Source organism: Amycolatopsis sp. NPDC104775, assembly GCF_055583325.1.
The window spans coordinates 1,744,395-1,767,243 of record NZ_JBVJOE010000001.1; the positions used below are offsets into that span (position 1 = coordinate 1,744,395).

25 protein-coding genes are annotated in these 22,849 nt (G+C 68.4%); 12 read left to right on the forward strand and 13 right to left on the reverse strand.

Annotation, left to right across the window (positions count from 1 at the left end):
* Positions 1-276: 276 nt before the first annotated feature.
* From ACZ63D_RS07700 to ACZ63D_RS07720, 5 genes are read right to left on the reverse strand one after another with little or no spacing between them, the layout of a single operon-like run.
* Positions 277-840: a DNA-3-methyladenine glycosylase I gene (locus ACZ63D_RS07700; RefSeq protein WP_465353461.1), complete on the reverse strand. Its 564-nt coding sequence runs from the start codon at positions 838-840 to the stop codon at positions 277-279.
* Positions 837-1,292, reverse strand: a complete 456-nt coding sequence (locus tag ACZ63D_RS07705) for an SRPBCC family protein (protein WP_465353462.1) — start codon at positions 1,290-1,292, stop codon at positions 837-839. Before ACZ63D_RS07705 ends, ACZ63D_RS07700 begins: the two co-directional genes overlap by 4 nt.
* Positions 1,285-1,614, reverse strand: coding sequence for a DivIVA domain-containing protein (locus ACZ63D_RS07710; protein ID WP_465353463.1), 330 nt, complete (start codon positions 1,612-1,614; stop codon positions 1,285-1,287). The genes ACZ63D_RS07705 and ACZ63D_RS07710 overlap by 8 nt, the downstream gene beginning before the upstream one ends.
* A complete protein-coding gene (locus ACZ63D_RS07715) occupies positions 1,611-2,309 on the reverse strand; it encodes a permease prefix domain 1-containing protein (protein WP_465353464.1) in 699 nt (232 codons plus the stop codon). Before ACZ63D_RS07715 ends, ACZ63D_RS07710 begins: the two co-directional genes overlap by 4 nt.
* Complete coding sequence (locus tag ACZ63D_RS07720) at positions 2,306-2,623, reverse strand: helix-turn-helix transcriptional regulator (RefSeq protein ID WP_465353465.1); 318 nt, start codon at positions 2,621-2,623, stop codon at positions 2,306-2,308. Before ACZ63D_RS07720 ends, ACZ63D_RS07715 begins: the two co-directional genes overlap by 4 nt.
* A gap of 140 nt (positions 2,624-2,763) precedes the next feature.
* On the opposite strand from ACZ63D_RS07720, the gene ACZ63D_RS07725 reads away from it, so the two are divergent.
* Genes ACZ63D_RS07725 through cydC form a run of 4 tightly spaced genes read left to right on the forward strand, consistent with a single transcriptional unit; the run spans position 2,764 to position 7,932 of the window.
* On the forward strand, positions 2,764-3,921 hold the full coding sequence (locus ACZ63D_RS07725) for a cytochrome ubiquinol oxidase subunit I (RefSeq protein ID WP_465353466.1): 1,158 nt from the start codon (positions 2,764-2,766) through the stop codon (positions 3,919-3,921).
* 3 nt (positions 3,922-3,924) lie between these two features.
* Complete coding sequence (cydB, locus tag ACZ63D_RS07730; RefSeq protein ID WP_465353467.1) at positions 3,925-4,902, forward strand: cytochrome d ubiquinol oxidase subunit II; 978 nt, start codon at positions 3,925-3,927, stop codon at positions 4,900-4,902.
* Positions 4,903-4,915: 13 nt separating this feature from the next.
* Positions 4,916-6,415 (forward strand): thiol reductant ABC exporter subunit CydD, encoded by a 1,500-nt coding sequence (gene cydD, locus ACZ63D_RS07735; protein ID WP_465353468.1) that lies wholly within the window; start codon positions 4,916-4,918, stop codon positions 6,413-6,415.
* Positions 6,412-7,932 carry a thiol reductant ABC exporter subunit CydC gene (gene cydC / locus ACZ63D_RS07740; protein WP_465353469.1) on the forward strand — a complete coding sequence of 507 codons (1,521 nt, stop codon included), beginning with the start codon at positions 6,412-6,414 and terminating at the stop codon, positions 7,930-7,932. The genes cydD and cydC overlap by 4 nt, the downstream gene beginning before the upstream one ends.
* Positions 7,933-8,036: 104 nt before the next feature.
* On the opposite strand, the gene ACZ63D_RS07745 is transcribed toward cydC, so the two are convergent.
* On the reverse strand, positions 8,037-8,942 hold the full coding sequence (locus tag ACZ63D_RS07745; protein ID WP_465353470.1) for a glucosyl-3-phosphoglycerate synthase: 906 nt from the start codon (positions 8,940-8,942) through the stop codon (positions 8,037-8,039).
* A gap of 54 nt (positions 8,943-8,996) precedes the next feature.
* Between ACZ63D_RS07745 and ACZ63D_RS07750 the strand changes: the two genes are divergently transcribed.
* Entirely contained in the window at positions 8,997-9,671 is a 675-nt protein-coding gene (locus ACZ63D_RS07750; RefSeq protein WP_465353724.1) for a lysophospholipid acyltransferase family protein, read from the forward strand.
* Between the two features lie 5 nt (positions 9,672-9,676).
* On the opposite strand, the gene ACZ63D_RS07755 is transcribed toward ACZ63D_RS07750, so the two are convergent.
* A complete protein-coding gene (locus ACZ63D_RS07755) occupies positions 9,677-10,219 on the reverse strand; it encodes an LOG family protein (RefSeq protein WP_465353471.1) in 543 nt (180 codons plus the stop codon).
* Positions 10,219-11,004 (reverse strand): LOG family protein, encoded by a 786-nt coding sequence (locus tag ACZ63D_RS07760; protein ID WP_465353472.1) that lies wholly within the window; start codon positions 11,002-11,004, stop codon positions 10,219-10,221. Before ACZ63D_RS07760 ends, ACZ63D_RS07755 begins: the two co-directional genes overlap by 1 nt.
* A 360-nt stretch (positions 11,005-11,364) precedes the next feature.
* Here ACZ63D_RS07760 and ACZ63D_RS07765 point away from each other — a divergent pair, with 360 nt between their 5' ends.
* Positions 11,365-13,452 (forward strand): M4 family metallopeptidase, encoded by a 2,088-nt coding sequence (locus tag ACZ63D_RS07765; protein ID WP_465353473.1) that lies wholly within the window; start codon positions 11,365-11,367, stop codon positions 13,450-13,452.
* A gap of 192 nt (positions 13,453-13,644) precedes the next feature.
* Entirely contained in the window at positions 13,645-14,703 is a 1,059-nt protein-coding gene (locus ACZ63D_RS07770; protein WP_465353474.1) for a chitinase, read from the forward strand.
* Positions 14,704-14,995: 292 nt separating this feature from the next.
* On the opposite strand, the gene dapE is transcribed toward ACZ63D_RS07770, so the two are convergent.
* On the reverse strand, positions 14,996-16,069 hold the full coding sequence (gene dapE / locus ACZ63D_RS07775) for a succinyl-diaminopimelate desuccinylase (RefSeq protein ID WP_465353475.1): 1,074 nt from the start codon (positions 16,067-16,069) through the stop codon (positions 14,996-14,998).
* Positions 16,070-16,111: 42 nt separating this feature from the next.
* Here dapE and ACZ63D_RS07780 point away from each other — a divergent pair, with 42 nt between their 5' ends.
* The 3 genes from ACZ63D_RS07780 (at position 16,112) to ACZ63D_RS07790 (ending at position 18,611) form a co-directional block, all read left to right on the forward strand.
* On the forward strand, positions 16,112-16,552 hold the full coding sequence (locus ACZ63D_RS07780; protein ID WP_465353476.1) for a hypothetical protein: 441 nt from the start codon (positions 16,112-16,114) through the stop codon (positions 16,550-16,552).
* A 29-nt stretch (positions 16,553-16,581) separates the two neighbouring features.
* A complete protein-coding gene (dapD, locus tag ACZ63D_RS07785; protein ID WP_465353477.1) occupies positions 16,582-17,562 on the forward strand; it encodes a 2,3,4,5-tetrahydropyridine-2,6-dicarboxylate N-succinyltransferase in 981 nt (326 codons plus the stop codon).
* Between the two features lie 98 nt (positions 17,563-17,660).
* Entirely contained in the window at positions 17,661-18,611 is a 951-nt protein-coding gene (locus ACZ63D_RS07790; RefSeq protein WP_465353478.1) for a CHAD domain-containing protein, read from the forward strand.
* Here ACZ63D_RS07790 and ACZ63D_RS07795 read toward each other — a convergent pair.
* A complete protein-coding gene (locus tag ACZ63D_RS07795; RefSeq protein ID WP_465353479.1) occupies positions 18,604-20,001 on the reverse strand; it encodes an FAD-dependent monooxygenase in 1,398 nt (465 codons plus the stop codon). The two genes, ACZ63D_RS07790 and ACZ63D_RS07795, sit on opposite strands and share 8 nt — an antisense overlap.
* A gap of 87 nt (positions 20,002-20,088) precedes the next feature.
* Here ACZ63D_RS07795 and ACZ63D_RS07800 point away from each other — a divergent pair, with 87 nt between their 5' ends.
* Both ACZ63D_RS07800 and ACZ63D_RS07805 read left to right on the forward strand, forming a co-directional pair.
* Positions 20,089-20,709, forward strand: a complete 621-nt coding sequence (locus tag ACZ63D_RS07800) for a TetR/AcrR family transcriptional regulator (RefSeq protein ID WP_465353480.1) — start codon at positions 20,089-20,091, stop codon at positions 20,707-20,709.
* 72 nt (positions 20,710-20,781) lie between these two features.
* On the forward strand, positions 20,782-21,135 hold the full coding sequence (locus tag ACZ63D_RS07805; protein ID WP_465353481.1) for a DoxX family protein: 354 nt from the start codon (positions 20,782-20,784) through the stop codon (positions 21,133-21,135).
* A gap of 3 nt (positions 21,136-21,138) precedes the next feature.
* On the opposite strand, the gene dapC is transcribed toward ACZ63D_RS07805, so the two are convergent.
* The 3 genes from dapC to ACZ63D_RS07820 all read right to left on the reverse strand — a co-directional run bounded on the left by dapC (position 21,139) and on the right by ACZ63D_RS07820 (position 22,838).
* Complete coding sequence (dapC, locus tag ACZ63D_RS07810) at positions 21,139-22,227, reverse strand: succinyldiaminopimelate transaminase (protein ID WP_465353482.1); 1,089 nt, start codon at positions 22,225-22,227, stop codon at positions 21,139-21,141.
* Positions 22,224-22,544: a ferredoxin gene (fdxA, locus tag ACZ63D_RS07815; RefSeq protein ID WP_009072848.1), complete on the reverse strand. Its 321-nt coding sequence runs from the start codon at positions 22,542-22,544 to the stop codon at positions 22,224-22,226. Before fdxA ends, dapC begins: the two co-directional genes overlap by 4 nt.
* Before the next feature lie 120 nt (positions 22,545-22,664).
* A complete protein-coding gene (locus ACZ63D_RS07820) occupies positions 22,665-22,838 on the reverse strand; it encodes a hypothetical protein (RefSeq protein ID WP_167441895.1) in 174 nt (57 codons plus the stop codon).
* Positions 22,839-22,849 lie beyond the last annotated feature (11 nt).

Here is a 22,849-nt window from a genome sequence, read left to right on the forward strand (position 1 = left end):
GGTGGGTGGGGTGGGCGTTCGGTGCGTCGTGGACAGGCGCCACCCCCCCCCCCCCCCCCCCCCCCCGAACCGCAGGGAAGGCTTCGTATCGGGGTGCAGGGCGGGGAGTGGCTGCGTGGGCCGGTTGGGCGGGGCGGTGGCGGTTTTAGGGATTGGGGCTAGCGCCCCGAAGTGGCATTAGGTGCGTGGGATGCACCCAATGCCACATTGGTGCGGCGCGGGGCGTGAGGGGAACCCTGAGGGAATCTGCGGCTGTGAGGGTGGCCCTCACTCGGATCAGGCTGCGCGGAAGCAGCCCGTTACGTGGTCGTCGACCATGCCGGTGGCTTGCATGAGGGCGTAGCAGGTGGTGGGGCCTAGGAAGGCGAAGCCGCGTTTTTTCAGGTCTTTTGCCATGGCTTTTGATTCGTCGGTGATCGCGGGGACGTCGGCCATGGTGCGGGGGCGTCGATGTTTCTCCGGGGCGAAGGACCACAGGAGTTTGTCCAGGGGGAGGTCCAGGTTGGCCACTGCGCGGGCGTTCTTGATCGCTGCTTCGATTTTCGCGCGGTTGCGGACGATTCCGGCGTCTTGCATCAAGCGTTCGACGTCCTTCTCGCCGAAGCGGGCGACCTTCTCGGGAGCGAAGCCGCGGAAGGCTTTTCGGAAGTTTTCGCGTTTGCGCAGGATGGTGATCCAGGACAGGCCGGACTGGAAGGATTCCAGGCACAGCCGTTCGTACAACTCCGCTTCGCCGTGGAGCGGGACGCCCCACTCCTCGTCGTGGTACGCGGCGTAGTCCGGGGCCGAGTTGCCCCAGGTGCAGCGGGCGATGCCGTCCTCGCCCAGCAGTTCCGTCATTGTTCCCCCATTGAATAGTTTTCCGCGAACCTCGCGAACTGCCGCAGCGAATGCCGTACCCCCAGGGCGAACGCCGGGCGCGCCAGTGGCCAGCCCGCGCGGCCGAGGAGGCCGAACGGCAGTTTGAGGTGCTCGGCCCAGACGAATGTGCAGTGTCCGGCTCCCTTGGACAGCACCTGGAACACCCCGGTTCCCTGCACCAGGCTGCCCAGATGGCGCACCGTGCAGCGCAGGGGCGGTTCCCAGGTGGTGATCTCCATGGTGTCGGTGAAACCGATGCCGCCGAAGCCGGTGAAGGCCGCCAGCTTCGAGCCGACGCTGCGGCCGTTGCCCTCGATGACTCGCACCGACGTGCCGAGCATCCACTCGCCTTGCCTCGCCCAGTCGGTGAGCGCGAGCCAGGTCGTGCCAGCCGGTGCCGCGACGTCGACCGACAGCACCAGGTCACTCACCCGACTGCCTCCGGTGCGCGCCTTCGCGCGGCTGCAGCGCGGCCTCGAGCCGGGCGACCCGTTCGCGCAGTTCGTCCAGTTCCACGCCGGTCCTGCGCAGCACCCAGTCCACTTCGGACATCTTGTAGCCGCGGAACACCAGCTGGAAGCGCACCTGGCGGACGTCCTCGCCGGTGATGTCCTCGGCGGGCAGACGGGTGGGCGAGCTGCCCGGCGGCAGCGGCGCCAGTTCCTCGCCCCGGCCGAACACCACAGCGGCCAGGAGGAACACCACGGCGGCCACCAGCAGCATGACTACGAGGTAGATCAGCGCGGTCGTCACGCGACGATCGTGGCACACCGTCGCCAGGAACGTCGCGCTAGCACGACAAGTCGGAAGGAGAGAACCACCCACGCGACCATGAGCAGCCCGCACGGCCCGCTGAGGAACAGCCGCGCCGCGTCGACCGCTCCGGTCGCTCCGATCAGCAGCAGCACGGAGAACAGGTTGAGGCCGACCCCGATCGCGCCGAGTGCCCTGCTGATCCGCGCGGTGCGCACGCCGTCGAACCGGCGGCTCAGCCAGCGCGTGCCCAGCAACGCCAGGAGCCCGAGCACCGGCACGGCGTAAATCGCGGCGTGGGTGAACTGCGTGACGTACAGGTACCAGCCGGGGTTCGGCGTGGTCAGCCGCGACCAGGCGCCGTAGGTGAAGATGCGCGCCAGCTGCCACGACGTCTCCATCGCGGGGACCCCCAGCACGAGCAGCCACAGCGTGCGTACGCCGTTGTGCAGGCTCAGTTCCGCTTGGTAGTCGTCGGCGATCTCGCGGACCTGACCGAAATCCGCTATCGCGCGGCGCTGCGCTTCGGTCTCGCTCCAGCCGCCCTCGCGGTACGCCTCGGCCGCGTCTCGCAGACCGTCGTGTGCCTCGGCGAGCAGATCCGCCTTCGCGCCGCGGCGGCCGACCAGCGCGCGGTCCAGTTCGGCCAGGTACCTCTCAATGGGACTCGTCCTGGCCTGGCTTGTCGTGGTCATGATTCCAGCACTCCGCCGATCACCGTGGTGAACTCCCGCCACTGTGCCCGTTCCGCGGCCAGTGCTTGCTGACCGGCGCGAGTGAGCCGGTAGGTGCGCCGTTTGCGGCCGGACACCACGTCCCATTCACTGGCCAGCCAGCCGGCGCGCTCGAGCCGGCGCAACGCCGGGTACACCGTGCCGGTGGGCAGGTCGAGCGCTCCGTCGCTGCGCAGCGCCAGTGCCTCGATGATCGCGTAGCCGTGCAGCTTCCGGCCGTCGAGGACGGCCAGCAGCAACGCGTCGAGGTGTCCGCGCAACGTATCCGCTTTCATAGGTGGGCAGTCTACTCATCTTGACCTCGCCAGGCTAATGTCCGCGACCTCCGGAACCGTCCGGGGAAAACCCTGAGATCACCCTGATCTCATAGGTTCTTCCGCTACATGTAGCCGCGCTACCTATAAGCTCTGTCGGCATGGACCCACTGCCGATCGCGAGACTCCAGTTCGCGACTACCACCTCGTTCCACTTCCTGTTCGTGCTGCTCACCTTGGGTTTGGTGACCATGGTGGCGATCATGCAGACCCGCGCGACGCTGCGCGGCGGCGAGCAGCCGCACCGGATGACCGCGTTCTGGGGGCGGTTGTACGTGGTCAACTACGCGCTCGGAATCGTCACCGGAATCGTGATGGAATTCCAGTTCGGGATGACCTGGACCGGGCTGTCCGCGTTCGCCGGGGACGTTTTCGGCGCGCCGCTCGCGATCGAGACGCTGGTGGCGTTCTTCCTGGAATCGACGTTCCTCGGATTGTGGATCTTCGGCCGCGGGCGGATGAACAAGTGGCTGCACCTGGCCGTGCTGTGGCTGGTCACGCTGACCGCGTACGCCTCCGCGCTGTTCATCATGGTCGCCAACTCCTTCCTGCAAAACCCGGTGGGTTCGCGGATGGAGAACGGAGTGCTTCGGCTGGACGACTTCGGTGCGTTGTTCACCAACCCGGCGCTGGTCGCTTCGCTGCCGCACGTCATCGGGGCCGCGCTGCTGACCGGCGGGTTCTTCGTGACCGGGGTCAGTGCGTACCACTTTCTCAAGCGCACCAGCGAGATCGACTTCTTCCGCCGGTCGCTGCGGATCGGTGTCGTGACGTCGTTGCTCGGCAGCGTGCTGGTGGTGCAGGCCGGGTTCGCGCAGTTCGCCGAGGTGGCCGGGTATCAGCCGGACAAGTTCAAGAGCGCGGTCGGGCTGCCGCTGGGGTTGATGATCATGGTCGGCTTCTTCGCTTTCTTCGCGGCGCTGATCGGCACGCTGCTGTTGTTCCGCGACCTGCTGCTGCGGGCGCGGCCGGTGCTCTTCCTGATGGTGCCGGGAATCGCCGTGCCGTTCGTCGCGGCGATCCTGGGCTGGCTGGTCCGCGAAATCGGCCGTCAGCCGTGGCTGGTGTGGGGCAAGCTGCGCACCGCGGACGCGGTCGCCCACGTCAGCGGCGGGCAGATCTTGTTTTCCTTCATCGCTTTCACGCTGTTGTTCGCCGTGCTGGCCATCGCGGATTGGGTGCTGCTTGCCCGGATCGCCAAACGCGGTCCGGCAGTCGCGGCGGTGGAAGCCGAACTTCCGGTCCTGAGTGGAGTGTGACCCGTGGTGACGATCTGGTGGGGTGTGCTCGGTGTGCTGCTGGGCGGCTACTTCGCGTTGGCGGGCTACGACTACGGCGTGGGGATGCTGCTGCCCGCGCTCTCTCGCGACGAGGCCGGGCAACGGCGGGTGCTCGGCGCGGTCGGTCCGTTCTTCCTGGCCAACGAGGTGTGGCTGGTCGCGGCGGTCGGCGTGCTGTTCGGCGCGTTCCCGCATCTGGAAGGGCGGGTGTTCGCCGGGGCTTACGTGCTGGTCGTGCTCTTGCTGCTGGGGTTGGTCACGTTCACCGCGGCGGTGCAGCTGCGGAGCAGGCATCCCGAGGGGAAGCGGCGCGGGTGGACCTTCGCCATCACCGCGGGCGCGCTGGTCACGGCGGTCTCGTGGGGGTTGTTCCTCGGCAACCTCGTGCGCGGGCTTCCGCTCGACGCGCAAGGACGTCCGGTCGACGACGTCCTGGCGTTGTTCAATCCGTACGCGGTGCTGTGGGGACTCGGGTTTGTCGCACTGTTCTGCTTGCAGGGACTAGTTTTCCTCACCGTACGCGGTCCGGCGGAGATCGCTGGCCGGGTTCGGCGGCTGACTCGGTCGTTCCTGCTTCCGGTCGGGGTTTTCTTGGTGGTAGCGACGGTTTGGGGAGCTTTCTCCGGCGGATCCTGGGCCGCGTTAGCAGTCACCGCGCTTGCCTTCGCGGCTTACTTGACCGTCCTTTTCGGACTCGATCGGCCGCGTTTGACACTGCCTGCCGCCATGCTTCTGAGCGCCTGCCCGGCTTTGCTGGTCGGCGTGCTGCGCTTCCCGGTCGTCCTCTCGTCCACCACCGGTTACCAGCTGACGGTCGACCAGGCCGCGACCACGCCGGATACGGCGGCGGTGCTCGGGTGGTTCGCCACGCCCGCGCTTCTCGTCCTCATCGTCGTGCAATGGCTGACCTGGCGGGCACATCGACGTCCGGTTGACGAGAAGTCGTTGCTGCATTTCTGAAAGAGGTCTAGCCATGCCCGCTCTCCCTGGCCTTCGCGGCTATCTCACGGCGCTTGCCGTGCTGGGCGCCATCACCGCAGTCGCCGTGCTCGTCCAGGCCGACGGGCTGGCGACCTTGCTCACCGGCGGCGGCGTCTCGGTCGCGCTGTGCGTCGCCGTCGGGGCACGGCTTCTGCTCGCCGTCGGCCAAGGCCTGCTCACTAGTCGCTTCGCGGCCTCGGCACAGGCAGGACTGCGCCGCAGGCTGCTCGACGCGACCGGCGACCCCGGCGTGACCGCCACCCGGATCACCAAGGGCGTCGACGCCACCGCTGCCTATCTCACCGGCTACTTGCCCGCGATGGTGCTGTCCGCGGTGGTCCCGATCGCGGTACTGGCAAGGCTTTTCACCGCCGACCTGACGTCCGCTTTGCTCGTCACCGCGACCGTTCCGTTGATCCCGCTCTTCGGCGCGTTGATCGGCGCACATACGAAAGCACGTACACAGTGGACACTTCTGACTCGACTGGGCGGCCACTTCCTCGACGTGGTCCGCGGCCTGCCCACACTCAAACTGTTCGGCCGCGCGCAAGCCCAGACTCGCATCGTGCGCGAGATGGCGGACGCGCACGCCGACGCCACCATCCGGACGCTGAAGGTGGCCTTCCTGTCCGCGCTGGTGCTGGAAATCGTCGCCACACTGTCGATCGCGCTCGTCGCGGTACCGATCGGATTCCGGCTGTTGTCCGGTTCGATGACCGCACACACCGCGATGCTGATCCTCGTTCTCGCCCCCGAGGCATACCTGCCGCTGCGCGCCGCCGGAGCGAAATTCCACGCCGCCGCCGAAGGACTCACCGCGCTGAAAGAAATCCTGGCCGCGCCCATCGCGGTCCGCCGCTCCGGTACGCAAACACGTCGACTGGGCCCACCGGAGGTTATTTTCGAGCGTGTATCCGTGCGTTACGGCGAAACCTGCGCGCTGTCCGAAGTAGACTTAACGATTCGCCCGGGTGAACACCTCGCCCTGGTCGGGCCGAGCGGCTCCGGCAAATCCACTTTGCTCGCAGTACTGCTGGGATTCGTCACGCCGACCTCCGGCCGGGTCCTCATCGACGGCGTCGACCTGCGTGCCCTCGACCACTCGTCCTGGTTGCGCGACACCGCGTGGCTGCCGCAACGCCCGACGCTCTTCCGCGGCACCCTCCAGGAAAACACCGGCGGACATCCGGTCGACGACATTGTCACCGACCTCGCCGACGGCTACGCGACGCAGATCGGCGAATTGGGTGCCGGATTGTCCGCCGGGCAACGGCAACGCGTCGGCCTGGCCCGCGCCTTGTCCCGCACCGACGCAGGACTCGTCCTGCTCGACGAACCCACCGCCCGCCTCGACGCACGCACGGAAGCGACAGTGCTCGCCGGAGCGAAGGAATTACTGCCCGGCCGCACCGCGGTCCTGGTCGCGCACCGACCGGCGCTGGCCGCCCTCGCGTCGCGAACGGTTGAACTCAAGCATGGGGTGACTGTATGAAACTCGTCCGCGCGACCCTGCTCGCCGTCGGCGCCGAACTCGCCGGACTCGGGTTGACCGGCACCGCGGCCTGGCTGCTCCTGCGCGCCGCCGAACAACCCCCGCTGGCCGCACTCACCCTCGCGATCGTCGCCGTCCGGGTCTTCGCACTGGCCCGCGGCGGACTCCGTTACGCCGAACGTCTTGCCGGACATGACGTTGTCCTCCGCTACCTCGGATCCCTGCGGACCCGGGTGTATCAGGCGCTTCTCCCTCGCCGCGTCGCCGAACACTCGGGTGCGGATTTGGTGACGCGCCTGGTGTCCGATGTGGACGCAGTGCAGGACGCCATCCTCCGGCTCGCGCTACCGGGCGTCGTCGCGGGCACCGTCGGTCTAGCCGTGGTGATTTTCGCCGGTCTGGTAAGCCTTCCGCTCGCCGTGATCGTCCTCATCGGACTCATCGCGACGGGACTTCTGCTCATTCCCCGAGGAACTCCTGGCGAACGGAGGGAGCTTGCCGAGCGCACCGTCGAACTCGTCCTCGGCCGCCGTGAACTGATCGCCTACGGCTGGGAACAACGAGAAAAGGACCGCGCCACCGCAGTCATCGAAGAGCTAGCGGAAGAATCCCGCCGCTCGGGCCGCCGCCTCGCCCTGGTCACCACCGCCGGAGTAGCCGTGCAATTCGCGACCACCGGCGCGGTCGCGCTGCTCAGCCCGGCGAGCATCCCGGTCACCGCCGCCCTCACCCTGACCACGATGGCGCTGTTCGAACTGGTCCTGCCACTGCTCCCCGCCGCTGAACGGATCCCCGAAATTCGGGCTGCGCTGAGCCGGGTACGCGCCGTCCTCGCCGCACCGGAACCCATCCCGGAACCGACCCCTGGGCCAGGGCATTTCCGGCTGACCAACGTCAGTGTCCGCCATCCCGGCCGCCGAGCCGCACTTGAAGGCATCGATCTCGACCTGCCGCCCGGCACCCGGCTGGGCATCCTCGGTCCGTCCGGCGCCGGAAAAACCACCCTGCTGCACGTCCTGCTCGGCTTCGTCTCTCCGACGTCCGGCTCGATCACCGTCGACGGCAGGTCGCTGGAAGGACCGCATCCCGCCGTCATCTCCGGAGCCCTCGCCGACGCACACGTCTTCGCCACCACCGTCCGCGACAACCTGCTGATCGCCAAGCCCGAAGCCTCCGACGACGAGCTGCGCGCCGCCTGCGAAACCGCGGGCTTCGACCTCCCGTTGGACCGAGACACCGGCCAGGACGGCGACGCCCTCTCCGGCGGCCAGCGGCAACGGCTGATCCTCGCGCGCGCCGTACTCGCCGCACCGCCGGTCCTGGTCCTCGACGAACCGGTGGAAGGTCTCGACCCCGCACACGGCGACGAAGTACTGGCCCGGGTTCTCGCTCAAGCACGGGGAACCGTCGTGCTGGTAACGCACCGGCCCGAGCACGTCGCCGGATTCGACCAGATCATCACCCTCGAAGACGGGCGGCTAGCACCACAGCGCGCCGCGCTCACCGCGCACGGGTGAGCTGGATCGGTGCGTCCATCGGAGTTCGCGGTCGGGACGTCCTCCCAGCTCGTCGTCACCGACCATGCTTCGGAAACCGCGCCCGATCACGTCCTATGTGGACATTAAGACTGCCGAGCGGCCAGCACGTCCCGCATCGGCGGCCGATCCACCACCGGCACCTCCGTCACATCCGGCACCCACTCCCCGGACACCTGGACGAACTGCGTGAACCGTGCCGCCTCCGCGCTCGGCATTCCGCAGCGGGCCAGTGCGGTGCCGAGGATTTGCCGGGCCATCACGCCAAGCTGCAGCAGCGACCGGTTGCGGTGTTTGCGCACCCCGAGGTTGACCTGCGCCAGCCCGTCGAGGCCGTAACGTTCTTCGGCGTCAAGGAGCAGGCCGATCTCCACGCCGTACCCCCCGGCGAACGGCACCGACTCCAGAAACTCGCGCGTGCCCGCGTACTCGCCGCCCAGCGGCTGCACCAGTTCCCCCAGCGTCGGGCGCAGCGCGGACAGCACTGGCCGCGCCAGCAGTTCGGTGACCCGGCCACCGCCGGTGCTTTCCAGTCGCAGCGGGCGGCGGTAGAAGCCCTTCACCAGGTGTACGCCGTCCTCGGTGAGCAGCGGGCCGAGCAGTGACGGCACGAACGCCGGGTCCGGGTCGACCAGGTCGGAGTCGAGGAAGACCACCACGTCGCCGGTCGTCGCGGCGAGGGAGCGCCACAGCACCTCGCCCTTGCCGGGACGCGGGGGCAGCTCCGGCACGACGTCCTCACGGCGCACCACGCGCGCGCCGGCGGCCGCGGCGACCTCGGCCGTCGCGTCCGTCGAACCGGAATCGACCACCACCAGCTCGTCGACGACCCCGCCGAGCAGCGGGCGCACCGACGCGACCACCGCGGCGACCGTTTCCTCCTCGTCCAGCGCCGGGAGCACGACCGACACGGTCCGGCCGCGTTTGGCGGCGAGGATGTCCTCGGCGCTCCACCCCGGCTCCTGCCAGGTGCGACGGTGAAACCAGCTCATGGAGGCGATCGTGCCATGCTGGAGCCGGTGCCCGATCCTCCGGAGGGAGAACCCTTGCTGCCGCTGCTCGTCCGTTTCGTGCTCGGACCGCTGGTCCGCGCGCTCTACCGGCCTCAGGTCGAGGGCGTGGAGAACATCCCCGAGGACGGCCCGGTGCTGCTCGCCTCCAACCACCGGGCGGCGCTCGACACCGGTGTGATCACGTTCACTACCCCGCGGCAGGTCCGGTTCCTCGGCAAGGCCGAGTACTTCACCGGCAAGGGGCTCAAGGGCCGGTTCATCGCGAAATCGCTCGACGCGCTCGGCTACGTCCCGGTCGAACGCGGCAACGCCCAGGCCGGGCTCGCCGCGCTCGAGGCGGGCCGCAAGGTGCTCACCGACGGCGGCGTGTTCGCGATCTACCCCGAGGGCACCCGCTCGCTCGACGGACGGCTGCACCGCGGGCACACCGGCGTCGCCGCGCTCGCGCTGTCCACCGGGGCCAAGGTGGTCCCGGTGGCGTTGTTCGGCACCGAGGGCATCCAGCCGAACGGCGCGAAAATCCCGCGGCTCGCCAAGATCCGGGTCCGGTTCGGCGAACCGCTGGACTTCTCGCGGTACGAGGGCCAGGACTCGTCCTCGGCGATCCGCCGGTCGGTGACCGACGAGATCATGTACGCGATCCTCGAACTGTCCGGGCAGGAATACGTCGACACCTACCACAAGCGGCCGGACGAAAAAGCGTCGTAGCCGCCTTATCCGGCCGAGCGGCTCATGATGTCGACCAGCTTTTCCGCGTCGGCGGCGACGGTGATCAGCTGCCGGGTTTCCGGCCGCAGGAATCCCTTTTCCACCATCTGATCGGCGAACGCCACCAGCGGCGAGTAATACCCGGCCACGTCGAGCAAGCCGATCGGCTTGCGGTGAATGCCGAGCTGCGCCCAGGTCCACACCTCGAACAATTCCTCGAGGGTGCCGACGCCGCCGGGCAGGGCGACGAACGCGTCCGACAGCGCGGCCATTTTCGCCTTGCGCTGGTGCATGTCGGCGACCACGTGCAATTCGGTGAGCCCGCCGTGCGCGATTTCCACATCCGACAGCACTTCCGGGATCACACCGAGCACTTCGCCGCCCGCGGCGAGCGCGGCGTTGGCCACCACGCCCATGGTGCCGACGCTCGCGCCGCCGTAGACGAGGCCGATTCCCCGCTGCGCCAGCAGTTTCCCGACACCGGCCGCCGCCTCGGCGTACTCCGGCGAAAATCCCTGCGCCGAACCGCAGAACACACAAATCCGCATCAGTGCGTGTCCTCCCAAGCCTGATAGGAATCCTGCACAACCCGCACCGCGTCGTCGATGTCGTCGGTCAAGTGCAGCAGAGCGAGATCCTTCTCGCCGATTTTCCCGCTGCCCAGAACGGATTTCTCGATCCAGTCGTACAGCCCGCCCCAGTATTCGGTGCCGAACAGCACGACCGGGAACTTCGTGACCTTCTTGGTCTGGACCAGGGTGAGCGCCTCGAACAGTTCGTCGAGCGTGCCGAATCCGCCGGGAAGGCAGATGAACGCCTGCGAGTACTTGACGAACATGGTCTTGCGCGCGAAGAAATAGCGGAAGTTCACGCCGAGGTCGACCCACGGGTTCAGGCCCTGCTCGAAGGGCAGCTCGATACCCAGCCCGACAGAGAACCCGCCAGCCTCGTTCGCGCCGCGGTTCACCGCTTCCATCGCGCCCGGGCCGCCGCCGGTCATCACCGCGAACCCAGCCTCGGCGAGCGCGGCTCCGATCTTGCGGCCCAGTTCGTACTCCGGGTTGTCGCGTTTGGTGCGCGCCGAACCGAACACGGTCACCGCGCGCGGAACCTCGGCGAGCGCGCCGAACCCCTCGACGAACTCGGCCTGGATGCGCAGCACGCGCCACGGGTCGGTGTGCACCCAGTCGCTCGGACCCCGCGAGTCGAGCAGCCGCTGATCGGTCGTGCTGCCCTGATCGCGCCGATCGCGCCGGAGCACCACCGGGCCCTTGTGCCGCTCCACCGGACGTTCGGGGTACTGGCCGTCGGGAAATTCAGACTGTTCGCTCACCAGCCAAGCCTACGGGCCGATCGGCCGCCGCGGGCGCCCGCGTCGGCACCAGAGCGTGACGGGTCGGTTGCCCGCGGCTGAACGGCGGAAAAGCGGACCACCAGCGGGTTCCGGTCCTGCTACCAACGGCCGGTTGTCAGCAACTACCTACGAAAGTCGCCCGGCCCGTCCCGAATCGGTGTTTTCCCTGCTACGAGGCCGCTTGCGGGGAATAGTCCTGATCGCGCCCGGGGTCCCGCTGGTCCGTTCAGCGCATTGACCACCCCCGTGAGCGCTTTTTTACTCACGGTGTCCGCGGCCTGATCAGCCCAGCTCAACGCGTTGCGCTTTTCCCCATCGTGTACCCCGAAAGGACTGTCGATGACGTCCAGAAGAGGGCTCGCCACCGGCATCGCAAGTGTCGCCGGTCTCGCCCTTTCCCTGCTCGCGCTGCCGGTGACCCCGGCATCCGCGGCCCCCGCCCAACCTTCCGCAGACCCGCAGGCCACCGCGATCGCGGCCGCCGACCGGGCCGCCGCCGGCGCGACCGCGCTCCGCAAGAGCTCGGCCGAAAGCCTGCACCGCGTCAGCACCACCTTGGGCGACGCCGGGTTGTATTACAACTCCTACGAGCGCACCTACGACGGCCTGCGGGTCGTCGGCGGGGATGCGGTGATCGTCGCCGACGGAACGGGCCGCGTGCGCGGCACCGACTCCGCCGAGGGCGCGGCCATCACCGTGGGCACCACTCCCACTGTCGACGCGGGTCGCGCGGCTTCGGTCGCCCGCGCCCAGCTGCCGACGGTGAGCGCGGTGAGCAAGCCTGATCTGGTCGTTCTCGGTGGCGCACAGCCGAAACTGGCCTACGAGGTCGTCGTCAAGGGCCGCACCGCGAAGGCGCCGAGCAACCTGCACGTCTTCGTCGACGCCGCCACCGGCAAGGTCCTCGACCAGCGCGACGACGTGAAGGCCGAGAGCCCGGCGAAGTCCGGCGCGAACGCCGCGGCCCCCGCCGCGGCGGGCAACGGCAACAGCTACTACGTCGGCCAGGTCAACATCGACACCAGCGGCTCCGGCGGCTCGTACTCGATGCGCGACCCGAACCGGCCGGGCATCAGCTGCGGCCGCGAGGGCGGTTCGGTGTTCACCAAGTCCAGCAACAGCTGGGGCAACGGGCAGGGCACGGACCTCGAAACCGGCTGCGTCGACGTGCTCTTCACGGTGCAGACCGAGTGGAACATGCTCAAGGACTGGCTGGGCCGCAGCGGCATCGACGGCAACGGCAACGGTTTCCCGGCCTCGGTCGGCCTGAACGACGTCAACGCCTACTGGGACGGTTCGTCCACCCACTTCGGGCACTCGCAGGACAACCAGCGCCAGGCGACGTCGATGGACGTGGCCGGCCACGAGTTCGGGCACGGCATTTTCCAGAACACGCCGGGCGGCGCGGGCTCGGGCAACGAGAACGGCGGGCTCAACGAGTCCACCGGCGACATTTTCGGCGCGCTGACCGAGTTCTACGCGAACAACCCGGTCGACACCCCGGACTTCACCGTCGGCGAGGGCGTGAACCTGGTCGGCAACGGCCCGATCCGCTACATGTACGACCCGAGCCGCGAGGGCGACCCGAACTGCTACTCGTCGTCGATCCCGAGCACCGAGGTGCACGCCGCCGCGGGCCCGCAGAACCACTGGTTCTACCTGCTGTCGGAGGGCACCTCGCCCACCGACGGCCAGCCGACGAGCCCGACCTGCAACAACAGCAGCATCACCGGCATCGGCATCCAGAAGGCAGGCAAGATCTTCTACAACGGCCTGCTGCACAAGACCTCGTCCTGGAACCACAAGGCGGCCCGCAAGGCCACCCTGCAGGCGGCGGTCGACCTGTTCCCGGGCAGCTGCACCGAGTTCAACGCCACCAAGGCGGCGTGGGACGCGGTTTCGGTCGGCGCGGTCTCCGGTGAGGCCACCTGCACCGGCAACCCGCCCGCGGGCAACGACTTCTCGGTCAGCCTGTCGCCCTCGACCGCGACCGTCCAGCCTGGACAGTCGGCCACTTCGACGGTGACCACCAAGATCACCAACGGCAACGCGCAGTCGGTGAAGCTGACCGCGAGCGGCCTGCCCTCGGGAGCCACCGCGACGTTCAACCCGGCGACCGTGCAGTCCGGCGGCACCGCGACGCTGACCATCGCCACCACGGCCAGCACCGCCAACGGCACCAGCAAGGTCACGATCACCGCCACCGGCGCGAACGCCACCCACACCGCAGACTTCACGCTCACCGTGGGCTCCGGCAACCCGGGCGGCTGCGGCGGCGTGACGGCGTGGGACGCGAACAAGTTCTACGGCCCGGGCGACGTGGTTTCGTACAAGAGCCACAAGTGGACCTCGTCGTGGTACTCCGTCGGCGCTGAGCCGGGTGCGCCCGGTTCCTGGGCCGTCTGGACCGACAGCGGAGCCTGCTAAAGCAGCAACCGCACCCGTAGCTTGACCCCCGGACCAGCCGGGCACGGCGCCTCGTGCCCGGCTGGTCTGCGTTTTTCAGCTTGTCCAGACCACCCTGTTTTCGAATTTGTCTAGACCATACGATCGGGGGTAGGCATCCCCCGCCCCGCCGCTTACCGTTGCGGCAACACCGTTATCGGGACGGGAGCCGTGATGAACGGACGGAAGTCACGCTGGTTCGGGACCGCCGTAGCGGCCCTGCTCGCACTGCCGCTAGCGGGAATCGCCCCCGCCTCAGCGACCGCCGCACCACAGTCGGACACCTGCGCGGTAAAGCCGAGACCTTCCGGCCCGGTCCTGCAGGGCTACTGGGAAAACTGGGACGGCTCGTCGAACGGCGTCCACCCCGGCATGGGCTGGGTCCCGATCAACGACCCCAGCATGGCCGCACACGGCTACAACGTCATCAACGCCGCGTTCCCGGTGATCCTCTCCGACGGCACCGTGGAATGGGAAGACGGCATGGACTCCACGGTGAAGGTCTCGACGCCGGCTGAGATGTGCGCGGCCAAAGACGCCGGAGCCACCATCCTGATGTCCATCGGCGGCGCGGCGGCAGGCATTGACCTGTCGTCCAGCTCGGTAGCCGACAGGTTTGTGAGCACCATCGTGCCGATCCTGAAGAAGTACAACTTCGACGGAATAGACATCGACATCGAAACCGGCCTGTCGAGCAGCGGCGACATCAACTCGTTGTCCGCCTCACAGGCAAACCTGGAACGCATCATCGACGGCGTACTGTCGCAAATGCCGTCCGGCTTCGGCCTGACCATGGCCCCGGAAACCGCCTACGTAACCGGCGGCTCGGTAACCTACGGCTCAATCTGGGGCGCATACCTGCCGATCATCAAGAAGTACGTCGACAACGGCCAACTGTGGTGGCTGAACATGCAGTACTACAACGGCTCGATGTACGGCTGCTCCGGCGACAGCTACGAAGCCGGAACAGTACAAGGCTTCACCGTGCAAACCCAGTGCCTAGACAAGGGCCTCACCGTACAAGGCACCACCATCCGCGTCCCAGTCGACAAGCAGGTCCCCGGCCTCCCCGCCCAACCAGGCGCAGGCGGCGGCTACATGGACCCCGGCTCGGTTTCCCAGGCCTACCAGAGCGTCCCCGGCCTCAAAGGCCTGATGGACTGGTCAATCAACTGGGACGGCTCCAAAGGCTGGACCTTCGGCGACAACGTAAAGTCGCTGCAAGGCCGCTAAAAACCGCTGTGGGCCGGGGTGCTGCGCACAGCGCCGCCCCGGCCTCAGCCCACGCGCCTGCCGTGAGGGTTCCCCTTGCGCCCCAAAACCGCACCAACGCACCCCACCGGCCCAGGCACCCACACCCTCCCCCACACCCCGATACGAAGCCTTCTCTGCGGTCGACGGGTGCTTGTCAAGGCATCTTTCCCGCCTTGACAAGCACCCCCGAACCGTCAGCACAATCAACCTTCGGGGTGCCCCACGCCGGACCAGGCGCAATGTCGCCGCCAGGCGACGAGCCGCCGCCCCCTCAGCTCAAAAACCGCCTCAAAACCGAAGCCACTTCCCGAATCTCCCCCACCCGCACACACTCCTGCTGCGTATGCGCCAACGTCGGATCCCCCGGCCCGAAATTCACCGCAGGCATCCCCAACGCAGCGAACCGAGCCACATCCGTCCACCCCAACTTAGCCGCGGCAGACCCCCCAGCCGCAGCCACCAACTCCGCCGCAGCAGGCGCCGACAACCCCGGCAACGCCCCCGGCGACATATCCACCAACGTCACATCAAACCCAGCAAACACCTCACGCACATGCGCCTCAGCCTCATCCGCCCCACGATCCGGCGCAAACCGATGATTCACCGTCAACACAGCAGAATCCGGCACCACATTCCCAGCCACCCCACCGGAAATCGCAGTAGCCTGCAACCCTTCCCGATAAGTCAGCCCGTCAATATCCACCACCCGAGGCGAATAAGAAGCCAACCGCTGCAACGGCTCAGCAAGAGCGTGAATCGCGTTCGACCCCATCCAAGCCCGAGCCGTATGCGCCCGAACCCCAGCCGTCCGCACCTCGACCCGCAACGTCCCCTGACACCCAGCCTCAATCACCCCATTAGACGGCTCCCCCACCACAGCGAGATCCCCAGCCAGCCACTCCGGCAACTCCCGCTCAATCCGCCCCAGCCCATTCCGAACAGCCTCAACCTCTTCATTGTCATAAAACACAAACGTCACATCATGCCGAGGCTCCGGCAAAGTAGCGGCCAGATGCAAAAACACCGCATCCCCGCCCTTCATGTCCACCGACCCCAACCCATGCAACACCTCGTCATCCCCAGTTCCAGTACGACGAGAAGGCAAATTAGAATTCTCCGGAACAGTATCCAAATGCCCCGCAAGAATCACCCGCGAACCCCGCCCAAGATTCGTCCGCGCCAAAACAGCGTCCCCATTGCGCACGACTTCCAAATGCGGAGCCTGCTCACCCAACGCCGCCTGCACCAAGTCAGCCAGCTCCCCCTCCTCCCCGGAGACGCTGAACACATCCACAAGGGCAGCGGCAAGCTCGGCCGGATCGGCGCGCAGGTCAAGGGAGGTCATACCGGCACCGTACCCAGCCAGCGCGGGGGCTACCGTGAGGACGTGCGCACGCGAAGCTCCCTGGTCGCTCTCGGCGTCCTCGCCCTCGTCCTCACCGGCTGCAGCAACGAGGCCGGGCCCAAGGCCCGCCCTGGCGCGGGAGATCCGGGGCCGGACGCCCTGCCGACCAAGCTCGAGGCGCTGTCGGCCGACTCGTGCTTCACCGGCCCGCAGACGCAGCTGCCCAAGGGCTGTGAGAAATACGTCACCGAGGTCGGCAACACCGCCGGTTCGGTGCACAAGCTGGCGAAGGCGGGCAAGACCGTCAACGAGCCGCTCGACCACGACGCGACGGCGATCGACCAGGCGGTCGGGGCGTTCCGCCAGGCGGGCTGCACCACCGTCGACACTCCGGGCGGCGCGTGCACGCAGGCGCTCGTCTCCATCTCGACCGCGCTGACCGAGGTCAAGCACAAGGTGAACCAGCTGGCCACCACAGGTTGATCCGGCCAGCTTCGGCTACCGTGACCGGCGTGAGCGAGCAGACCCCTGACCCCGAAACGACCGGCGCCGTCGGCGTCGGGCTGGCCACCGTCACGTCTGACGGAACCGTGCTGGACACCTGGTACCCGCACCCCAAGCTGGTCGAAGCAGGCACCAGCGGCACCGAACGGCTGACCGCGGAGCAGACGACCGAACTGCTCGGCGAGGCCGCGGCCGCGCTGCTCGGCCCGGACACCGACCGCGGTGTCGAGGTCGTCGCGGTGCGCGTCACCATCGGCAGCCTTGCCGCCGCGCCCGCCGACGCCCACGACGTCTACCTGCGCCTGCACCTGCTGTCGCACCGGCTGGTCCGGCCGCGCGGGCAGAGCCTCGACGGCATCTTCGGCCTGCTGGCCAACGTCGTGTGGACGAACCACGGCCCGTGCCCGGTCGAGGGCTTCGAGCAGACCCGGCTGCGGCTGCGGTCGCGCGGCGCGGTCACCGTGTACGGCGTGGACAAGTTCCCGCGGATGGTCGACTACGTCCTTCCGACCGGAGTCCGCATCGCCGACGCGGACCGCGTGCGGCTCGGCGCGCACCTCGCGTCCGGCACCACCGTGATGCACGAGGGCTTCGTGAACTACAACGCGGGCACGCTCGGCGCTTCGATGGTCGAGGGCCGCATCTCGGCGGGCGTGTTGGTCGGCGACGGCAGCGACATCGGCGGCGGCGCGTCGATCATGGGCACGCTGTCCGGCGGCGGCACCGAGGTGATCTCGATCGGCGAACGCTGCCTGATCGGCGCGAACGGCGGCGCGGGCATCTCGCTCGGCGACGACTCGGTGATCGAGGCCGGGCTGTACGTCACCGCGGGCACCAAGGTCGAGGTCGACGGCAAGACTGTTAAAGCGCGTGAGCTTTCCGGCATCTCCGGCGCGGTCTTCCGGCGCAATTCGGCGACCGGCGCGGTCGAGGTCGTGCCGCGCGGCGGTGTCGGCATCAAGCTGAACGAGGCACTGCACGCCAACTGATCCACGCCTTCGAGAGGGTGCGCTCCCACGACGGGAGGGCACCCTCTCGCCGTTTCGACCGGCGCCGATCTCAACGTCGTTCACCTACCATTAACCAGGTGACTTCCGAAGCGACCAGCCGCCGCCGCATTCCGGAACCGACGACGCCGGCCGCACTCGGGCTCCCCGCCGAACCGGTGAAAGCGGAGCCCGAAGCCCCGGCGGCCGCGCACGTACGCGCCAAACTCGATCACGAACTGCGTGAACTGCTGTCCCGCGAGCCGGGCACCCGGGCCGGCACCGATCCGGAAGACCTGCACCAGATGCGCGTCGCGCAACGGCGGATGCGGAGCGTGCTGAAATCCTCCAGCGCGCTGATCGGGCCCACCGCGGAACCGGTGCGCGCCGATCTCGGCTGGCTGGGCCAGGTGCTCGGCGAGGTCCGTGACTACGACGTGCTGATCGGCCACCTGCGCGAGGTGATCGCCGAGTTCGACGTCCGCGACCAGCCCGCCGGACGACGGCTGGTGTCCCGTTTCGTCTCCGAGCGCACCACCGCCCGCCGCCGGCTGAACCGCGCGTTGTCGAGCCCGCGGTACGCGACCCTGTTGCAAAGCATCGCCCAGCTGTCCCGCACCGCCGAGCACGAGATCGACGAGACGCCGTCCGAGAAACCCGGTCTGGCCGCGGACGTGCGGAAGCCGTACCGGAAGCTCGCCCGCGCGGTCGCCGCCCTGCCGCCGAATCCCCCAGACGACGATCTGCACGCATTGCGCATCCACGGCAAGAAACTCCGCTATACCGCCGAATTGGCCCGGTCAGCGGCGAAAAAGAAGCAGGCCGCGAAGCTGGCCGAACTGATCAAAGCGACCCGCAAATTTCAGAACGTGCTAGGCGATCACCAGGACGCCGTCTTCGCCGCGGAGAAGGTGCGCGGCGTGCTGACCAACGCGGACGCCGAGGTCGGTTTCGTGGCGGGCCGGATTGTCGAGCACGAATTGGCGAAGCGTGCTCAGGCCCGGGCCACGTGGCTCGAAGTGTGGCACCGCATCGAAAAGGCCGTCAGCTGACCGACCAGACGTAGCCGTCCGGCCGCACCAGCACCCGCTTCCCCGGCGCACCCTCATACGCCGCGTACGCGTGCCCGCCAGCGTCAACGAATTCCCCAATGGTGCCCTGCGGCAGGATGCGGTACGCCGGATGTTCGGTCCCGAGGGGGCCGTCGCCGAAGACCAGTTCTGTCGCATGTGGACCCCGGAACAGCTCGAACAGCCGCACGGTCTTGCCATTCGCGTCCACGAGCGGCGCGTCCGGCGCCCGATCGCCCGGCCGCAACGTCCCCGTGCTGACCGGCGACAGCGGTCCGCCCCGGTAAGTCACATCGAGCTGCTGCGTCTCCGGGCCGCGTTCGTGCGCGTCGTCCGCGCCTTCCTTATACTTCTCCAGCAACGCACTGCTCACCCCGAGCACCCGCGCCGCGACCGCACGCCGTTCCGTCTCGTAGCTGTCCAGCAGCGCGGGCGATCCGTCGGCGAGCTTCCAGCCGAGGTTGTACGCGTCCTGCACGCCGGTGTTCAGCCCCTGCCCACCCGTCGGCGGGTGCGCGTGCGCGGCGTCCCCGGCGAGGAACACCCGTCCCTGCCGAAACGACGCGGCCAAGCGGATATTCGGCCGCCACACCGTGGACCACGCCAGGTCGAGCAGCCGGATCCCGCCGCCGGACACCCGGTCCAGGTGCTCCTGCAACGCGCCTAGCGAGGTCCCCGCGTCGCCGTCGCCGAGCGGGGAGGCGAACTGGAAATACGGCGTCCCGGCGAGCGGCGTGAACGCGACGCCGGACATCGGCTCGTCCGCCTTCGCGAACCAGTACCCCGAACTGTGGTCGAGCCCTTCCGCCGAGACGTCGCCCAGCAGCATCCGGATCGATTCGTCAGTGGTCCCCTCGAACGCGATCCCCAGCGCCTTGCGCACGAAGCTCTTCCCGCCGTCCGCGCCGACCAGGTACTCCGCCCGCACCGTCTCCCCTGTCGACAGCTCCGCGGTCACCCCCTCGTCGTCCTGCGCGAAACCGGTCAGCGCCGTATTCAGCTCCACCCGCACGCCCAGTTCGGCCAGCCGGTCGCGAAGGATCCCCTCGGTCTGCGACTGGCCGAGGAACCAGGCGTTCGGATACGGCACCGCCGGCGTCGGCTCGACCGGCTCGGCCATCCGCCGCACCATGACGAACTCGCCGTCCAGGTACACCCGCATCGGATACGGCGGCGCGCCCGCGGCGAGCACCGCGTCCAGCACGCCCAAATCCTCGAAAACCTCCAGCGTGCGCGGCTGCAGCCCGTCGCCGCGCGAACCGACGAAGTACTGCTCCGCCTTGTCCACCACCCGCACGCCGACCCCGCGCCGCGCCAGCTCGATCGCCAGCGTGAGCCCCGTCGGGCCCGCTCCCGCCACCAGTACCGTCATCGCCCTCGCCCCTTCGGTGAATTGAAATTCAGTGAATCTGGATTCAGAATGCCCGCTGATAGCGTTCCGCGTCAAGGGAGGTGCCGGATGACAGCCACGAGCCGCCGGGACAAAGCGGCCGAAACGGAAACGGCGCTGAAGGAAGCGGCCAAGCGCGTGTTCGCGGCCAAGGGCTACCTGAACACGAAGATCACCGACATCACCCAGGAAGCCGGCCGTGCCGCGGGGTCGTTCTACAACCACTTCGCGGGCAAGGAAGAGCTGCTCATCGCCCTGCTGGCCGACCTGGCCGAGGACAGCGACCGGCAGGCCGCGGGCGAGGACCATTTGTCCGATTTCAGCGATCCGGCGGCCGTCCGCTGGCACGTGCGGCAGTACTGGGATTTCTACCGCGACAACGCGCCGACGATGCTCGCCCTGCGCCAAGCGGCGATGGTGAACGACGACTTCGCCGCCGCCTACGCGAACTTCGGCGTCACTCAGGCCGCGGACGTCGAGGACCACCTCGAACACGTCACCGCGGCCGGACTGCGGCTCCCGGCGAACACTCAGCTCACCATCGCGATGATGTACCAGCTGGTCGACAACTTCGCGCAGATGTGGCTGCTGACCCCGTCGCCCGCGGGCTGGAATCCGCCCTCGGACGAGGAAGCGGTCGAGGCGCTGACGCGGTTCATCTACCGCGGTTTCACCGGCCGCGACTACTAGCCGCGGTCACCTTTCCGGAGGGTGGGCCGTCAGGGAAGTGAGACCTGACGAGCACCACCGGAAGGAGCGGCGATGGAAATCGGGCTTCTCGTGGCCACCTTCGCCTGCATCGCGATCAACGCCTTCGAGGTCGCGGCCAAAGCCGTCCGCGCGCGGTTCGTGCTGCAGAACTCCGCTGAGGTCGGCGTCGGCCCGCGATGGATCCCCTACCTGGCGGTCCTGGAAGGCGCGGGCACCGCCGGGCTGGCAGTCGGCCTGCTCGGCTGGCCCCGGCTAGGGCTGGCCGCCGCGATCGGGCTGACGCTGTTTTTCGTGGGCGCGGTCAGCGCCCACGTCCGCGCGAAGGTGTTCCACAACATCGCGTTCCCGGCGATCTTCCTGCTGCTGGCGGTCGCGGCGACCGGGCATTTCGCCTGGTCGGCCTGACCGTCAGCCCTGCGCCAGCCGTTCCGCGGCCGCTTCGATGCGCTCGTCGGTCGAGGTCAACGCGACCCGCACGTGGTCCTTGCCCGCGGGCCCGTAGAACGTGCCCGGCGCGACCAGGATCCCGCGCTCGGCCAGCCATTCCACCGTGGCCTGCGCGGATTCCCCGCGCGTCGCCCAGAGATACAGCCCAGCCTCGGAGTGCGTGATCTCGAACCCGTTGTCCTCCAACGCCTTCCGCAGCACCACTCGCCGCGCGCGATAGCGTTCGCGTTGCTCGGCAAGGGCTTCGTCGTCGGTGAGCGCGGCGACCATCGCCTGCTGCACCGGGCGCGGCACGATCATGCCGGCGTGCTTGCGCACCTCCAGCAGGGTCTTCACCAGCTTCGGGTCGCCGGTCACGAATCCGGCGCGATAGCTCGCGAGGTTCGCCGACTTGGACAGCGAATGCACCGCGAGCAGGCCGTCCGTCTGTCCACCGTGGACGGACGGATGCAGCACCGACAGCGGTTCGGCCTCCCAGCCGAGCGAGAGGTAGCACTCGTCGGACACCACGACGGTGCCGCGTTCGCGCGCCCATTCGACCACCTTGCGCAGGTGGTCCACGCCGAGCACGCGGCCGGTGGGGTTCGACGGCGAGTTCAGCCAGATCATCGCCGGGCGGCGCGGGCCGAGCTGGGTCAGCCCGTCCGCGCGCACCACCTCGGCCCCCGCGAGCAGCGCGCCGACCTCGTACGTCGGGTACGCCAGCTCCGGGATGACCACCACGTCGCCCGGACCGAAGCCGAGCAGCCGCGGCAGCCAGGCCACCGCCTCTTTCGACCCGATCGTCGGCAGCACGGCGTCCGGCTCGACGCCGGTGATCCCGTACCGCCGCTCCAGCGCCTCGACAGCCGCTTCACGCAGCTCAGGCGTGCCGTGCGTGGCCGGGTAGCCAGGGATCTCCGACACCGACGCGAGCGCGGCGCGGATCGAGTCCGGCACCGGGTCGACGGGCGTGCCGACGGAAAGGTCGACAATGCCCCCGGGATGCGCCTGCGCTCGGGCCTTGACCTCGGCGAGCGAATCCCAGGGGAAGTCGGGCAGCCGGGTCATTCGCCCTGCGGGGGCAGAGCCTTGATGAACCCCGGGTCGTGCGCGGTCTTGCCGACCTTCGACGCGCCGCCGGGCGAGCCCAGCTCGTTGAAGAAGTCGACGTTCGCCTTGGTGTAGTCGGACCAGTTGTCCGGGACGTCGTCCTCGTAGTAGATGGCCTCGACCGGGCAGACCGGCTCGCAGGCGCCGCAGTCGACGCACTCGTCCGGGTGGATGTACAACATCCGCTCGCCCTCGTAGATGCAGTCCACGGGGCACTCGTCGATACACGCCTTGTCGAGCACGTCGACGCAGGGCTCGGCGATCACGTAGGTCACTGCGTACTCCTGGCTTCTCCTGCTGGGCCGGTCGGTGCGGACATTACGCGCTTCCCTGGCCCCCGGTGGTGGTTAGGCGACCCTTATCCCACCCCTGGAAACGGGGCGGATCCGCGCCGCTCAGCGGTCCCGGCGACGCGGTTTCGGCGCGTTCCGGGCATCGCCGGTAATGGCGAAAGCGGGACCGGCGGGTTTGCCGTCCTCGCGTTTCTCCTCGAGAGTCCGCTTGAACCCGTCGGCGATCTCGTCGACAAGCTCATCGTTGTGCCGGTCGTCCTTGCGCGCGTAGCTCATGGGTTCTCCTG